Origin of the sequence: Tractidigestivibacter montrealensis, from assembly GCF_024741235.1 — a bacterium.
Lineage (GTDB): Bacteria > Actinomycetota > Coriobacteriia > Coriobacteriales > Atopobiaceae > Tractidigestivibacter > Tractidigestivibacter montrealensis.
Genome location: NZ_JANSKA010000002.1, coordinates 12,724 through 27,806, shown reverse-complemented (window position 1 = coordinate 27,806; position 15,083 = coordinate 12,724). Strand labels below are relative to the sequence as shown.

Below are 15,083 nucleotides of genomic sequence, written 5' to 3'. Positions count from 1 at the left end.
GAGGCATGCGACGCCCCGGGGCGGAAGGCAGGGTGCTACTCGGTCTGGAAGCGGTCGTCGCCGCCACCGAGGGCGTTCATGATGTCAGAGACGTACTGCTCGGTGTTCTCCTTGGCGTCCTCGAAGTCGTAGTCCATGACGTTGTTGGGATCGAGGCCGTACTCCTCGACAACCGCCGGCTGCTTTGCGTCATCGATGACCAGGAACTGGTAGGCGCCAACCTCCTGGGCACGCTCGACGCACTGCGGCGAGAGAGCGTACTCGATCCAGAGCTTGGCGGCGTTCTCGTGCTTGCAGCCCTTGAAGATGGCCGTGGCGCCAACCTCGTAGGAGGCACCGGAGGACGGGATCACAAGGCCGATGTTCTGGTAGCCGTTGTCGACGATCTGGTAGATGGCGTCGTGCAGGAAGCCGATGCCGATGGTGCACTCGCCGGTGCCCACGTTCTTGGACGGGCCAGAGCCACTCTTGGTGTAGACCTGCACGTTCTTGTCCAGGTTTACCAGGTACTTGATGCCGTCGTCGTGGCCGTACTTCTGGATGACGGTGTTGAGGATGAGCTTAGCCGTGCCGGCCGTGTTGTAGTTGGACATCCAGATGAGGTCCTTGTACTTCTCGTCGAGAAGATCGGGCCAGTCCTGCGGGGCATCGAGGCCCTTGCGCTCGAGCTCGTCCTTGTTGTAGAAGAAGCCGAGGATGCCCTTGTAGATGCCGTACCAGTTGCCATCGGCGTCACGGAACTTGTCCGAGATGAGGTGCGAGGCGTTCTTTGCCTCGTAGGGCTCGAGGATGCCCTTGGTCACGGCAACGTTGTAGGGATCGGTAGTTCCGCCAAACCAGACGTCTGCGGAGGGGTTGCCGTTCTCCTCTTCCACCTTTGACTCGACCTCGCCCGTGGAGAGGCGCTGATAGGAGGTCTCAATGCCAAAGAGCTCCTGGAAGTGCTGGGCGCAGGCGGCCACGTGCTGCTCCTCGCAGGAACCGTAGACCACGAGCTTACCGTCCTTCTTGGCGGCCTCGATCACGTCATCGCTCGCGATGCGGGACAGGTCGTCCGAGCCGGAGCTCGAGCTGGTGTCGGTGCCACTCGAGCTTGTCGCGTCCGAGCCGCCTCCGCATGCCGCAAGGCCAAGGCCCGCTGCTGCAACAGCGGTAGTACCGAGGAACTCCCTACGAGATACGTTCTTCATGGGACACCCCAATCCAACGGGCCTTCCTGAGGCCCGTTACGTTGCGCCGTGGCATGCCGCGGCTCTCCCTATGCCCCCAAGGCAAAATAGCCTTGGTTCTTTTATCAAGCTTTACACTTCTCGTTAACTTTTCTTACAAAATTCGACAACCGAGGGAGAGTGTCCCCCCAAGCGGCATACTGGGGCCGTGAGCGGGGCTTGGTTGTTCTCGCATGGGGAAGCGGCGCCGGGCTTACGCCAGCAGCGCCTTGATGCCAATGCCGATAAGCACGCAGCCGCCAAGGATCTCGGCGCGGTCGCCGAGGATCGTGCCCAGCTTGCGCCCAAGCGCCAGCGCGATGACGCAGCAGATGGCGGTGGTAATGCCGATGGTGCACACGGAGAGGAGCAGCTCAACGGTCTGGGCGCGCAGCGAAACGCCAACCGCAAAGGCGTCGATAGCAGTGGCGATGGCCTGGACGAAGAGGGTCCAGAGGGTAAGCCTCCCCTTCGCGGGCGCGGGCTCGCAGTTGCGGCACGCGCGAATGGACGAGACGCCCTCGCGCACCATGTTGCCGCCGATGATGCCCAGGATGACCAGGGTTACGATGCCCGCGTAGCTCTCGATGAAGTCCGCTGCGACGCCACCCAGGTAATAACCCGCAACCGGCATGAGCGCCTGGAAGACACCGAAGAAGACCGGCATGAGCGCGATCCTGGAGATTCGCTCGTCCCTGAAGGCAAAGGTGTTCGAGATGGTGACCGAGAATGCGTCCGCCGAGAGGGCGAGGCCGAGTACGACAATCTCCAGCAGGCTCAATCTGACTCCCTGAAGGCAGACGACAATCAAGCTCGTAATGTTACCCAAGCAATCGCAACGTAAGGTAATAGCTGTGCCGCTCCCCAAAACGCACAAGTTAGATTATCCTAAAAGCTTGATTTGCATCCATTGCTGGCCGTGGACGCGGCCTGCGTTGCGTACCCCGAGGAGTGCGAGCATGCCCTCTCTGATAACGCACCACATCTTTGGCGAGGACGCCGCACAGCGCCTTCCCGAGGGTCTTGTCGACGGCGAGGAGGAGCTTCTCGCCTTCCTGCTGGGCAACGAGGGCCCCGACCCCTTCTTTGTGCGCTTCCGCACCATCCCGGCACGCGTTGCCACATGTCGTCACCTCGCGCATGACATGCACGCCAGCCATATAACCCAGGCATTTGGCGACATCCGCTCCTCGGTGGGGCACCTGCCAGTCGAGGACGAGCGCATTGGCAGAGCGTTTGCGCTGGGGCTTCTCGGCCATTATGTGCTGGACCGTACGGCGCATCCGCTGATCTACGCGCAGCAGTACGCTCTGCTGGAGCAGCCCGGCCTCTCCGACGCCACGCATGAGATCCGCGCGATCATCGAGAGCGACATAGACTCCTGGATCCTCTGGGAGAAGCGCCACGTCACGGTGCTCGAGCACCACCCGGCTTCCGACCTCATGCGCACCACACGCGTCGACCGCGTGGGTGGCACGATCTTCTCGCAGGTGGCGTTTGCCGTCTTTGGCCTCAACGTGGGTCCCGAGGAGTACGGTGCAGCGGTGAGCGACTACCAGTGGGTGTATCGCCGAATTGAGCCGGCGGGGTCTGCCAAGACCCGCCTTATAGGAGCAGCTGAGCGCCTGGCGCGGCCGCACTCCATGGCGGAGTCGTTCGCCCACCGCGTGGCGGAGTCCGACGAGTGCGCCTCGGCGAACCTCGAGCGCCGCGAGTGGACTAACCCCTTTACGGGAGAGAAACGCCACGCGAGCTTTGCCGACCTGTTCGAGGAGGCGCTTGTGACGTATCCGCAGCTGGCGGAGGCGTTTGTCCGTGGGGACAGGGAGCGCTTCGACGCGATTGTGGGCGGCCTCAACTACGACGGCCGCCCGGTGTAGGCGCGACCGCAGGCGCCGCACCGATTGCGTCGGCTGCGCAAACGAGCCCTCGGGCGAGAAAATGGCGCCCGAACAGGGGTTTTGTACGTAATCTTTGCTGTAACGAGCCCTCCGGCGCCAAATTGACGCCGGAGGGCTCAATTCGTACACGATAGCTACGAAAACGCACCTTGGGGCGCCAGCGCGTGGGGCGGGCGCCAGCGGGATGAGACAACGGGAAGCTCCCTTTGTCTCATATCCACACGAGGGTGTTGGGGGGTGCGGGGTCATCTCCCCCGTCGCCGGCACTGTCGGTGCCGCCTGCAGCTCCAGCGGTAGAGCCCGTCCACTCGGACGACTCCTCAAGCCACGTCCTTGTGGGCTCATCGAGCTCGGGTGTGTCCTTCTCGACGCCACCCTCCATCCAGAGGAGCTTATCAGGCTCGCCCTGCGCATCCGGAGAGGACCACAGCAGGCCGTCCCTCCCGGCTGCGGCATCGGACCGCCGGGCCCCACTTCTTTTGAGCGAGAGGTGCCTCTCTCTCATCTCGGTCATCCTGAGCGGTGCGGACGAGGCGTGTGACATGGCCTTTTCCTCCAATCGGGAACGAGAAGTGGCACAGGCAGGCGGCGAGAAGCGCGCCAGGCAGCGATCCCAAAAGCGCTCGGCCGGCCCCAAGTGGAACCGGCCGAGAAGAAGCTCCTAGAGCCCCAGCTCGCTGGCAACCTCACCGGCACAAGCAAGGCCATCGGAGATAGCGGCTACCACGAGCGACGAGCCCGAACGCGCGTCGCCGGCGGCAAAGACGGGCACCTTACCCTCTCCCACGGTGCGGTGAGAGCCCGCGGCGGCTAGCTTGGGCCTCACGCCACCACGCACCTCCTCGGTCGTGACGCCCAGCGCGTCGTAGACCGAGGCCTCGGGACCGGTGAAACCCATGGCGAGAAGGACCAGCTGCGCCGGAATCTCGCGCTCGGAGCCCTCGATGGGCTCGGCCTTGCCGTGGGACCAGTCGAGCGAGACCACGCGCAGGCCACGGACGCCGCCGTTCTCGTCCTCTAGCACCTCAAGCGTGTTTGTCGCCCAAGTGCGCGGGTCTGCGCCCTGCACCAGCTCGGCCTCCACCTGGCCGTAGTCGGTCTTCTTGACGTTGGGCCACTCCGGCCACTGGTTGGAGGCTGCTCGAACCTCGGGCGGGGCCGGCAGGAACTCCAGCTGGTGGACACTCTTGGCGTGCTGACGCAGCGCGGTTGCCACGCAGTCGGTGCCGGTGTCACCGCCGCCGATGACTACCACGTCCTTGCCCTCGGCGCTTACCGCAGGCGTCTCGGCGTGGCCGTCGAGAAGCGCCTTGGTCTGTGCTGTGAGGTAGTCCACGGCAAAGACCACGTTGGGGTTGTCCGCGCCGGGAACGCGCAGGCCACGCGCCTGAGCGGCACCCGCGGCCACGACCACGGCGTCGAAGCCGGCAAGCTCGGCGGCAACCTCGGGCGAGGTGGCGTCGGCACCGCAGCGAATCTCGATGCCGCTCTTCTCCATGAGGTCGAGCCTGCGCTCGACGACCTCCTTGGGGAGCTTCATGTTGGGGATGCCGTACATGAGCAGGCCGCCTGCACGGTCGTGGCGCTCGAAGAGCGTCACCCGCGCACCGCGGCGCGCGAGCTCCCACGACGTAGCCAGGCCGGCGGGGCCGGATCCAACCACGGCGACGCGGGGTGCGTCCTCGGCGGCAGCAGCAAGCGGCGCGGGGCCGCCCGCAGCCCACTCGTGGTCGGAGATGGCGCGCTCGTCATCCTTGATGGTGGTGGGCTCATCCTCAAGGCCCAGGTTACACGCGGCCTCGCAGGGAGCGGGGCACACGCGGCTCGTGAACTCGGGCAGCGGGTTGGTGAGCGCCAGGCGCTCGGCGGCATCGTTCCACATGCCGCGCCACATGAGGTCGTTCCACTCGGGAATCAGGTTGTGCAGCGGGCATCCCGAGCTGCGCGCCTTGCCAAACGAGAAGCCCGTCTGGCAGAACGCCACGCCACAGTACATGCAGCGACTGGCCTGCGAGCGCTGGTCCTTCTCGTCCAGCGGCACGGCAAACTCGCCAAAGTCCTTGAGTGTCTCGGCTGCGGGCCTCTCGCCGTGGGCGACCCTTCCGAGGTCGATGTAAGCTCCGACCTTGCCCATGGCCTACCTCCCGTTCCTCATGGTCTCGAAGGCGATCTCGATTGCCTCGTCGTGGGTCTTGCCCGCGGCCTCAGCGGCCTCGGTGAGCTCGAGGGCAACCTCGTACTCGTGCGGGATGACCTTCACGAACTTGTCCTTGATGTCGTCGAACATGTAAAGCATCTTGATGCCGCGCGGGCTCTTGGTCCTTCTCGCGTGCTCCTCGATAAGGGCACGGATGGTCTGGAAGTCGCGCTCGGTTGGCCGCTTAAGTTCGACCATGTCGGTGTTGCAGCGGCTAGACAGCGTGCCGTACTCGTCGTAGACGAAGGCCACACCGCCGCTCATGCCAGCGGCAAAGTTGATGCCAACCTCACCCAGGATGAGCGCCATGCCGCCCGTCATGTACTCGCAGCCGTGGTTGCCCACGCCCTCGCACACGATAGTGGCGCCGGAGTTGCGCACGCCAAAGCGCTGGCCGGCCAGGCCATTGATGAAGCCCTTACCGGCCGTGGCGCCATAGAAGGCCACGTTGCCAATGGAGACGTTCTCGTCGAACTTGTACGTGGCGCTGGGTGCGGGGGCAACCGTGAGGATGCCGCCCGAGAGGCCCTTGCCAAAGTAGTCGTTGGCATCGCCGATCACGTTGATGGTGATGCCGGCCGGCAGGAAGGCGCCAAAGCTCTGGCCGCCGGAGCCAACGCAGTCGATGGTGATGGAGCCCTCGGGAAGTCCCTCCGGGTGCGCACGCGTGACCTCGGAGCCGAGCATGGTGCCCACGCAGCGGTTCACGTTGGCGATGTCGGCGTGGAAATGCACCGGGGTGAGCGTGCGGCGCGCGGTCTCGGTGTAGGGCACAAAGAGCGTGGCATCCAGCGTGCTCGAGAGCTCGTCTGCCGGACCCATCTCGGGCAGGAAGTGACGGGCGGCAGCGCCGGGCACGCTCTTGCCAAACTCGTTGGTGACACTAGCGAGGACGGGCGAGAGGTCGATGGTGTTTGCCTTCCAGTTGCCCGGGACCTCCACCTGGCGCAGGCACTCGGGATGGCCGACCATCTCCTGGACCGTGCGGAAGCCCAGCTCGGCCATGATGTGGCGCAGCTCCTCGGCCACCAGGTACATGAAGTTGACCACGTACTCGGGCTTGCCGTGGAAGCGCTTGCGCAGCTCGCAGTTCTGCGTGGCGATGCCCATGGGGCAGGTGTCCGTCTGGCAGTCGCGCTGCATGAGGCAGCCAAGCGAGAGCAGCGCGGCCGTGCCAAAGTCAAAGACCTCGGCGCCGAGAAGCGCGGCCACGGCCACGTCGCGACCGTCCATGAGCTTGCCGTCTGCCTCCAGCTCCACGCGCGAGCGCAGGCCGTTCTTGAGCAGCGTCTGCTGGGTCTCGGCAAGGCCAAGCTCCAGCGGCAGGCCCGTGTGGTAGATGGAGTCACGCGGCGCGGCACCGGTGCCGCCGTTGGCGCTCGAGATCAAAATCTTGTTCGCGCCGCCCTTGGCAACGCCCGTGGCGATGGTGCCCACACCCGCCTCGGAGACCAGCTTTACCGAGACCGTGGCCTTGGGGTTGGCGTTCTTGAGGTCAAAGATGAGCTCGGCCAGGTCCTCGATGGAGTAGATGTCGTGGTGCGGCGGGGGCGAAACAAGGCCCACGCCAGGCGTGGAGTTACGCACCTTGGCGATCCACGGCCAGACCTTTGTGCCGGGCAGGTGCCCGCCCTCGCCGGGCTTGGCGCCCTGGGCCATCTTGATCTGAATCTCCTCGCCGGAGACCAGGTAGCGGCTCGTCACGCCAAAGCGCGCAGAGGCAACCTGCTTGACCTTGGAGTTTGCGGAGTCGCCGTTGGCAAGCGTGGTCTCGCGGTCGGGATTCTCGCCACCCTCACCCGTGTTGGACTTGGCCCCAATGCGGTTCATGGCAATCGCGAGCGCACGGTGTGCCTCGTCAGAGATGGCGCCAAAGCTCATGGCGCTAGTCTCGAAGCGCTTCACGATGGAGTCAGCGCTCTCGACCTCGTCCAGGGGCACGGGCCCTGAGGCCAGCGGCACAAACTCGAGGAGGTCGCGCAGCATGATGGCGCGGCCCTTGGGGTGGAGCGCCTTTGAGTACTCCGAGAAGAGCTCGGGACTGTTCTCGCGCACGGCACGATGCAACAGGTAGATGACCTGCGGGGTGATGATGTGCTCCTCGCCGCCAAGCGGGCGCCACTTGGTGATGCCGGAGCTTGCCAGCTGCGTGGGCGCGGGTGTCTTGAGCAGCGCCAGCGCCTCGTCATAGCGCTCGTTGCACTCGCGCTCCACGCCGTCCTCGTCGAGGCCTCCCACGCGCGAGACGGTGCCCGTGAAGCAGCGGTCAACAAAGCCCTGGTCAAAGCCAACGATCTCGAAGATCTGCGCGGAGTGGTAGCCCTGCATCGTGGAGATGCCCATCTTAGACATGATCGAGGTGATACCAGCGTTGACCGCGCGGTCGTAGTTGGCGATGCCCTCCTCGGCGCTCACGCCCAGAGAGCCGCGCTCCGCCAGGGCGGTAATGCACGCGTGCGCCATGTAGGGGTAGATACCCGAGGCGGAGTAGCCCACGAGCGTGGCGTAGTCGTGCGGGGTGATGGCGTCGCCGCACTCCACCACGATGTCCGCCTTCATGCGGATGCCGGTGCGGATCATGTGGTTGTGGACGGCCGAGACCGAGAGGAGCGACGGGATGGGAACCTGACCCTCGCCCGCGCGGTCGGAGATGACCACCACGTTGGCGCCGGCGCGCACGGCCTTCTCGACGCCCGCGCACAGGGACTCGAGCGCCGCCCTGAGCGCGCCCTCCCCCGCCTCGCGCGGGTAGGTGGCCGAGAAGCACGCGGCATGGAAACCCTGACGGTCAAGCGAGGCGATGCGCTGGAACTCGTCCTTGGTGAGAATGGGGTCATCCAGGCGTAGGAGCTGGCAGTTCTTGCGGGAGTCCTCGAGCATGTTGCCGTGGTTGCCCAGGTAGAGCACAGAAGACGTCACGAAGCTCTCGCGCAGCGCGTCGATGGGCGGGTTGGTGACCTGCGCGAAGAGCTGGTTGAAGTAGTCGAAGAACGAGCGCGGGTGACCGGAGAGCACGGCGAGAGGAACGTCGGAGCCCATGGACGCCAGGGGCGGCTTGCCCGTGTTGGCCATGGGGCGCACGGCCTCCTCGACGTCATCGAAGTGGTAGCCGTGACGGGCCAGGCGCTGGGTGAGGGACACTTCGGCATCGATGGCCTCGAAGGGGTTCTTCTCGCTCTTGGCAAGATCTGCCACCGAGAGGGTCTCCTCGTCGATCCAGTCGCGGAAGGGCTTCTGAGCGGCAAAGTGGGCCTTGACCTCGTCGTCCCAGATGATGCGGCCCTGGGAGGGATCGACGACGAACATCTGGCCGGGACCGAGCGAGCCCGTCTGCAGAATCTCGTCGGGCTCGACGGAGAGGGCTCCCGCCTCGGAGGCAAGTATCATGCGGTCGTCGTGCGTGACGTAGTAGCGAGCGGGACGCAGGCCGTTCCTGTCCAGTGCGGCACCGGTGATGCGGCCGTCCGAGAAGGCGATGGCGGCAGGACCGTCCCAGCTCTCGGTGAGCATGGACTGGTAGCAGTCGTAGGCGCGGCGCGCGTCGGAGAGCTGCTTGTTCTTGTCCCACGGCTCGGGGAGCAGCATCGTGACGGCGCGCGAGAGGGGCCTGCCGTTCATGGTGAGGAACTCGAGGACGTTGTCAAGGATGGCGGAGTCCGAGCCCTCGCGGTTGATGACGGGCATCACGCGGCCAAGGTCCGCGCCAAGCACGGGCGAGTAGAACTCGGACTCGCGGGCGCGAATCCAGTTGACGTTGCCGCGCAGCGTGTTGATCTCGCCGTTGTGGACGATGTAGCGGTTGGGGTGGGCGCGCTCCCAGCTGGGCGTGGTGTTGGTGGAGTAGCGGGAGTGCACGAGGGCCAGAGCCGACTCTGCGGCGGCGTCGTTCAGGTCCAGGTAGAAGTTGCGCATCTGGGTGGCAACGAGCATGCCCTTGTACACGATGGTGCGCGAGCTCATCGAGCACACGTAGAAGATCTTGCCCTCGAGCGCGTGGTGGGCGGCTGCGGTCTTCTCGATGGAGCGGCGGCACACGTAGAGCTTGCGCTCGAACTCGTCGCCCGCGGGCACGTCTGCCGGACGCCCAAGGAACGCCTGGTAGATGGTGGGCATGCAGGCCAGTGCCGTCTCGCCCAGGTCATGCGGGTCGATGGGCACCTCTCGCCAGAAGAGCAGGGGGATGCCCTGCTCGGCGCAGCCCTCCTCGAAGACGCGGCACGCCACCTGCGCGCCCTCCGCGTCCTGCGGGAAGAAGACCATGGCCACGCCGTACTCGCCCTCGTCGGGGAGCAGGTGGCCGTACTTCTGAGCCTCCTTGCGGAAGAAGCGGTGCGGAATCTGGAACAGGATGCCGGCGCCGTCGCCGGTGTTTCTCTCCAGGCCCTTACCACCGCGGTGCTCGAGGTTCACAAGGAGCGTGAGCGCGTTGTCGAGCAGCTGGTGTGACTTCTGGCCCTTGAGGTGAGCGATCGCGCCGATGCCGCAGGCGTCGTGCTCGAACTCCTCCCGGTACAGGCCCTGACCGGTGCTGATGTCCTTGGCCACCTGGTTGGATGCCATGTATTCCCCTCTCCAAGCGCCCGCGCAGGCGGGCGTGCCATGCGGGTTCCTGCCGCCTTGCTGCGGCGGGAACCCCTTCGTACCGATGGAAGTCTATGCTGGGTGTGTTTCGTCAAGAAAAACGGGGCTAGCTTGCTGTCCAACATACACACGCCCGAAACGCGTTCGAAAAATGGGCGGGATTGAGTTGCCGGGCAATGCAATCCCGTTGCCGAGCAAATCAATCCCGCGTGCGACTCAGTTACCGGGCAACTCAATCCCGTCCGCCGAAGTGGCGCCAACAACTCCATCCGGACGGCGGATGCTGAATCCACGGAGAGGTCTCGTGGAGAGGGGTTGCCATGTCCGAGCATCGCATCACCGGAACCGGCAGGCTTCTTGACGAGGAGGGCCGCCTTCGCGAGCCCGGCTGGGCAACGCGCCCGCCCTTTGCCTACGATCACGCGGACATCCAGGCGCCGCCGTGGCGCATCAAGGATTGGGACTACTACCTCATAAACGACGAGCGCTATGCCGTGGCGCTCACCTTTAGTGACCTGGGATACCTTGGGCTTGTCTCGGCGTCTGTCCTGGACTTCTCAGTACGAGCCTTCAAGACCACGTCCGAGACGGTACCGCTGCCGCTGGGTTCGATGGGGCTGCCGGCCAGCTCGGACGCCGGCGACATCTGCTGGGAGAACGCGCGCTGCCGCGTGGGGTGGCGTCACGTGGGAGACGCACGGCGCCTCTCGTTTGCCATGCGCGACTTCGATGATGGCGAGGACCTTGAGGTGGAGGCCCTTCTCGACCAGCAGCCTCGCGACTCTATGGTCATCTGCACTCCGTGGGACGAGGATCCCCACGCGTTCTACTACAACCGCAAGATTGTGGGCATGCGTGCGTGGGGCGGCTTTAGGCGGGGCGCGCTTTTCCACGAATTCTCGCGGGAAGACTCGTTTGGCCTTCTCGACTGGGGCCGTGGCGTGTGGACGTACGAGAACACCTGGTACTGGGCAGTTGCGCAGGGGCGCCAGGGCGGGCGCGTGGTGGGCCTCAATCTTGGATACGGCTTTGGCAACACGCGCGCGGCCAGCGAGAACATGGTCTTCGTGGACGGCGTGGCCCATAAGCTGGGGCGTGTTGACTTTGGCATCCCTGTTGGCGAGAACGGCTACGCGTACCTCTCGCCATGGCACGTGACCGACGATGAGGGAAGGCTTGACCTGGCCTTCGATCCGCAGATTGACCGCACTGACAACATCGACCTTGCGGGCATTATCGTAAGCCGGCAACACCAGGTGTTTGGGACGTTCAGCGGGACGGTGCTGCTCGACGATGGTAGCGCGCTCTGCGTGGACGGGCTGCGTGGCTCGGCTGAGCACATCTACAACAAGTATTAGCGGCAGGCGCGGGTGGTCGCGGCGGGACGCGGTGGCCGCGGCGAGGCGCGGTGGCCGCGGCGTCACCGGAGCGTGCGTTTTGGCGACAAGTGCGTCCAAAATGGGCTCTCCGGTGACATTTTGCCGGTTCCGGCGACACCGCCCCTCGCCCTAGCGTCGGCGCCGCAGAGACGGCGGACACGAGGAGCCGCACCCCCTAGACGGACGTTGCCGCAGCCAGGTACACCGTGCGGAAGTCGGTCCCTGCGGCGCGCGCCACGGCACGAACGGAGTCGTACTCCGGGTAGGCGCGGAGAAGCCCATCTCGCTCGCAGACCTTAACGCGCACGGTGCCGTAGCTTGTCTCGACGTCGCGCCACGAGACGTCCATCACGCTGCGCTCCATGCGTTGGCGGCGGATGCCGATGGTCGTGGTCTCGGCAAACACGATGCGCTCGAGTGCCTCGCGGTGGGCGTCATCGCAAATGATGGCAAGCTCGTAGGCGGGCCGGTTCTTCTTCATGAAGACAGGCAGGAAATGGGCATCGCGAGCGCCCGCCGCCATGAGGTCCTCGAGCACGGCGCCGAGCATCTCGCCCGTGCTGTCGTCGATGTTGCACTCGAGCTTCCAGATCCAGTCGCCGGGAGCGGGGGCGGCGCTGGAAGCAGTGCCGTCGCCGGAGTCCACATCCTCGATGAGCAACGCGCGCAGGATGCTGGGCGGATCGTAGTCACGCTTGCCCGCGCCCATGCCACAGGCCTTCACCGAGAAGCGCTTTGGCAACAAGGTCGAGGTCATGGCCGCGGCGGCAATCGCCGCACCCGTAGGCGTGACCAGCTCGCCCTGGCGCGGGCCCACGCTCAGCGGCAGTCCCGTGGCCGCGGCGATGTTCACCACGGCAGGCACCGGCACGGGAATCACCCCATGCTGGCAGCGAACCATCCCCGTGCCCTCGACCACGCGAGGCACGATGACCTCATCGACGCCAAGGCTGTCCAGGCAGACAGCCGCCGCCACAACGTCCACGATGGCGTCGATAGCCCCCACCTCGTGGAAGTGCACCTCGTCCACGGGCACGCCGTGCGCTTTGGACTCTGCCTGGGCAAGCAGGCGGAAGGCCTTCTCGGCAAGAGACCGCACGCGGGGCGCAAGGTCGAGCGACGCGAGCACCTCCCGCACCTGTGCGTAGCTGCGGTGATGGTACCCGTGCGCATGCGGCGCACCGCCCGGCGTCCACTCGGGATCGTACAGGTAGGCCAAGTCATGGTCGTGGCCGTCATGCTCCTCGTCCAGCGCCACGTCAAAGTCACAGCAGTCGAGCCCTGCCTTCTCCACGCGACCAACGTGCAGCTCAAAGCCCTCGCCTGCAAGCGGAGCGAGCGCCGCGCGCACTGCCTCTTCGCTGGCGCCAAGGTCTAGCAGAGACGCCACTGCCATATCGCCGCTGATGCCGGTCTGGCAGTCCCAGAAAAGCGTGCTCACGAGGCGCTCCCTCCCACCGCAAGGCGGTTGATCTGCGTGGCCAGATAGGCCGCGCCAAACCCATTGTCGATGTTGACCGTAGCCACACCGTTGGCGCAGGAATTGAGCATGCTGAGAAGCGCAGCCATGCCGTTGAACGACGCCCCGTACCCAACCGAGGTGGGCACCGCGATCACCGGAACCGAGACAAGCCCGCCCACAACGCTCGCAAGCGCCCCTTCCATTCCAGCGACCGCCACCACGCAGTTTGCCACACGAATGCCGTCCTCGCTGTCCATCTGGTCGAGCAGCCTGTGGAGGCCGGCCACGCCCACGTCGTAGTGGCGCGTCACACGGGTGCCAAAGAACTCCGCCACGCGCGCCGCCTCCTCGGCCACCGGCGTGTCCGCCGTGCCGGCGCACGCCACGGCGACGTGTCCCACCAGCGGCACCGGCACCTCCGGCGCAACGCTCAGGATGCGCGAGACCGGGTCGTAGCTGGCCTGCGGCAGCACATCCTGCACAAGGCTAGCCTGGTGCTCACTCGCGCGCGTCCCCAGGGCCCGACCGTCCGCGGCAACAAGGTGCTGGAAGATCTTGGGCAGGTAGACGTCGGGCTTGCCCTCGCAGAACACCACCTCGGGAAAGCCGGTACGCTCCTCTCGGCTGGTGTCCAGTTTGGCAAAGCCCAGGTCATCGTAGCCGGTTCCACTCTCGCTCATGCGCGTGCCTCCCCCAGCGACTGGTTCATGGAACCCGTATGGTAGCCCGCCAGGTCCATGGTCACGTACGAGAAACCCAACGCCTTGAGGTCCGCGGCAACCTGTTCGGCATGCGCGACGAGCAGCCCAAACTCCTCGGGCAGCACCTCGATGCGGGCAATGGGGTCCTTCTCGCCATGGACGCGCACGCGTACCTGCGTGAGGCCCAGGTCGAGAAGTTCCTGCTCCGCGCGGTCCACCATGGCCAGGCGCGCGCGGGAGATGAGCTCGCCGTAGACAAAGCGCGATGACAGGCACGCGAAGGACTGCTTGTCCCAGGTGGGAAGCTCCAGCTCGCGCGAGAGCGCGCGGATCTCCGCCTTGCGCAGCCCCACGTGGCGAAGCGGGCTCAAGATGCCCTGCTCGGCAACGGCGCGCAGGCCAGGGCGGTAGTCGCCCTCGTCGTCCACGTTGGAGCCCTCGGCAACGTGCGCCACGCCCCTCTCGCGCGCGATGCTGCGAATCCGCTGGAAGAGCTCACTCTTGCAGAGATAGCAACGGTCCTTGGGGTTGTGGTCAAAGCCGGGGATACCCAGCTCCTCCGAGTCCGCCAGCACGTGCGCGATGCCCTCGCGCTCGCAGAAGGCGTCTGCCTCGTTGCGCTCGCGCTGCGGGAACGACTCCGAGCGCGCAGTGACCGCAAGGCACTTCTCGCCCAGCGCCTCGTGCGCGGCATGCAGGAGCAGCGTGGAGTCAACCCCACCCGAGAACGCCACGGCGACGCTTCCCTGCTCGCGCAGATACTCCACCAGCTGGCGGTACTTCTCGCGCATCTCCTGGGTCACCGGCGGCACGCGGCGCGCCACCGGGTTCTCGCTGGCAGTCTTCTCGTCCAAGACGTCACACCTCCTGCAACGGGCGGCCGGCGAGCCCCTGCCCGCCGGCCAAAGCACCAACCATGGTAGGGGATGCCCGCCTCACCGCCTCGCCGCGATTAATTGCGCAACAAGTTTTAAAAAATCGGACGAACAATGGCGCTGTCAGCGAATCAAAGAGAGAGAGGCAACATCATGTCACGTACCTGCCCTTACTGCGGAAAGAGCCTTGAAGACGGCGCCAGGTTCTGCAAGCACTGCGGACGGAAGCTCGACGAGACAGCCGCCGGCAGCACCGCCCCAGCGCCGACAGCGCGAAAAGTTCGCCCGAGCAGTGCCACCGGGGCCCAGGCCGGCCGATACTCCCATGCGCTGGAGAAGGGCCGCACCAGAACCTATGACGCCGGAAGCAGCTCGGTTGTCATCAGCCGCGACAGCATCCAGGTCCACACCAGCAAAACGCAGCATCATTGTCACCGACAAGACGGGCTACGAGGTCATCCCCATGCGGTCCGTCACCGCAGCGGGGCTTGGGTCCGCCAACAAGTACATCGGCATTGCTCGCATGCTCATCATCCTGGGCGCCATAGCCGTGGCCGTGGCCCTCTTCGGGGTAACCCAGGTAGGGCTACTGGGCGTCCTGCTCATCATTGTTGGCGCGGTTCTCATCGCCATGGGCAACAGGGCAAGCGTCTATGTGGAGAACGGCTGTTCCAAGCACTTCCTGCCCGTAGTCTCCAAAGACACCGCCGAGGCAGAGGAAATCGTGAGAACCATTGCCGACACGTCGAACGCGGTGAAGGCCGAGTAGGCCATCCCAC

11 protein-coding genes and 1 pseudogene are annotated in these 15,083 nt (G+C 65.5%); 4 read left to right on the top strand and 8 right to left on the bottom strand.

Translation table 11 applies throughout. The annotated features are described in order from the left end of the window. Positions 1 to 35 precede the first annotated feature (35 nt). The gene (locus NVS32_RS03275) at positions 36 to 1,190 is read right to left on the bottom strand and encodes an ABC transporter substrate-binding protein (protein ID WP_258498654.1); all 1,155 of its coding nucleotides are present in this window, start codon (positions 1,188 to 1,190) and stop codon (positions 36 to 38) included. Between the two features lie 232 nt (positions 1,191 to 1,422). Then, positions 1,423 to 1,989, bottom strand: a complete 567-nt coding sequence (locus NVS32_RS03270; RefSeq protein ID WP_032110952.1) for a manganese efflux pump MntP — start codon at positions 1,987 to 1,989, stop codon at positions 1,423 to 1,425. Between the two features lie 178 nt (positions 1,990 to 2,167). On the opposite strand from NVS32_RS03270, the gene NVS32_RS03265 reads away from it, so the two are divergent. After that, positions 2,168 to 3,088 carry a zinc dependent phospholipase C family protein gene (locus NVS32_RS03265; protein ID WP_117651538.1) on the top strand — a complete coding sequence of 307 codons (921 nt, stop codon included), beginning with the start codon at positions 2,168 to 2,170 and terminating at the stop codon, positions 3,086 to 3,088. 232 nt (positions 3,089 to 3,320) lie between these two features. Here the strand turns inward: NVS32_RS03265 and NVS32_RS03260 are convergent, their stop codons facing one another. From NVS32_RS03260 to gltB, 3 genes are all read right to left on the bottom strand, one after another. Further along, on the bottom strand, positions 3,321 to 3,614 hold the full coding sequence (locus NVS32_RS03260; protein ID WP_147329167.1) for a hypothetical protein: 294 nt from the start codon (positions 3,612 to 3,614) through the stop codon (positions 3,321 to 3,323). A gap of 156 nt (positions 3,615 to 3,770) precedes the next feature. After that, positions 3,771 to 5,243 carry a glutamate synthase subunit beta gene (locus NVS32_RS03255; RefSeq protein ID WP_032110955.1) on the bottom strand — a complete coding sequence of 491 codons (1,473 nt, stop codon included), beginning with the start codon at positions 5,241 to 5,243 and terminating at the stop codon, positions 3,771 to 3,773. 3 nt (positions 5,244 to 5,246) lie between these two features. Beyond that, positions 5,247 to 9,866, bottom strand: coding sequence for a glutamate synthase large subunit (gltB, locus tag NVS32_RS03250; protein WP_042089050.1), 4,620 nt, complete (start codon positions 9,864 to 9,866; stop codon positions 5,247 to 5,249). A gap of 341 nt (positions 9,867 to 10,207) precedes the next feature. On the opposite strand from gltB, the gene NVS32_RS03245 reads away from it, so the two are divergent. Further along, the gene (locus NVS32_RS03245; protein WP_258498652.1) at positions 10,208 to 11,245 is read left to right on the top strand and encodes a DUF2804 domain-containing protein; all 1,038 of its coding nucleotides are present in this window, start codon (positions 10,208 to 10,210) and stop codon (positions 11,243 to 11,245) included. A gap of 196 nt (positions 11,246 to 11,441) precedes the next feature. On the opposite strand, the gene larC is transcribed toward NVS32_RS03245, so the two are convergent. Genes larC through larE form a run of 3 tightly spaced genes read right to left on the bottom strand, consistent with a single transcriptional unit; the run spans position 11,442 to position 14,283 of the window. Then, a complete protein-coding gene (gene larC / locus NVS32_RS03240) occupies positions 11,442 to 12,707 on the bottom strand; it encodes a nickel pincer cofactor biosynthesis protein LarC (protein ID WP_258498651.1) in 1,266 nt (421 codons plus the stop codon). Continuing rightward, the gene (gene larB / locus NVS32_RS03235; RefSeq protein ID WP_258498650.1) at positions 12,704 to 13,408 is read right to left on the bottom strand and encodes a nickel pincer cofactor biosynthesis protein LarB; all 705 of its coding nucleotides are present in this window, start codon (positions 13,406 to 13,408) and stop codon (positions 12,704 to 12,706) included. Before larB ends, larC begins: the two co-directional genes overlap by 4 nt. After that, on the bottom strand, positions 13,405 to 14,283 hold the full coding sequence (gene larE, locus NVS32_RS03230; protein ID WP_258498649.1) for an ATP-dependent sacrificial sulfur transferase LarE: 879 nt from the start codon (positions 14,281 to 14,283) through the stop codon (positions 13,405 to 13,407). Before larE ends, larB begins: the two co-directional genes overlap by 4 nt. Positions 14,284 to 14,418: 135 nt before the next feature. Here larE and NVS32_RS10995 point away from each other — a divergent pair. Together NVS32_RS10995 and NVS32_RS03225 are read left to right on the top strand one after the other, a co-directional pair. Continuing rightward, a pseudogene (locus tag NVS32_RS10995) lies at positions 14,419 to 14,529 on the top strand (zinc ribbon domain-containing protein); the annotation flags it as partial. A gap of 151 nt (positions 14,530 to 14,680) precedes the next feature. After that, positions 14,681 to 15,073: a hypothetical protein gene (locus NVS32_RS03225; protein WP_258498648.1), complete on the top strand. Its 393-nt coding sequence runs from the start codon at positions 14,681 to 14,683 to the stop codon at positions 15,071 to 15,073. Positions 15,074 to 15,083 lie beyond the last annotated feature (10 nt).

Excerpts from the sequence above, each read along its gene's own strand:
- NVS32_RS03275 (WP_258498654.1), bottom strand. The coding sequence starts at position 1,190 with ATGAAGAACGTATCTCGTAGGGAGTTCCTCGGTACTACCGCTGTTGCA.
- NVS32_RS03265 (WP_117651538.1), top strand. The coding sequence starts at position 2,168 with ATGCCCTCTCTGATAACGCACCACATCTTTGGCGAGGACGCCGCACAG.
- NVS32_RS03260 (WP_147329167.1), bottom strand. The coding sequence starts at position 3,614 with ATGAGAGAGAGGCACCTCTCGCTCAAAAGAAGTGGGGCCCGGCGGTCC.
- NVS32_RS03255 (WP_032110955.1), bottom strand. The coding sequence starts at position 5,243 with ATGGGCAAGGTCGGAGCTTACATCGACCTCGGAAGGGTCGCCCACGGC.
- gltB (WP_042089050.1), bottom strand. The coding sequence starts at position 9,866 with ATGGCATCCAACCAGGTGGCCAAGGACATCAGCACCGGTCAGGGCCTG.
- NVS32_RS03245 (WP_258498652.1), top strand. The coding sequence starts at position 10,208 with ATGTCCGAGCATCGCATCACCGGAACCGGCAGGCTTCTTGACGAGGAG.
- larB (WP_258498650.1), bottom strand. The coding sequence starts at position 13,408 with ATGAGCGAGAGTGGAACCGGCTACGATGACCTGGGCTTTGCCAAACTG.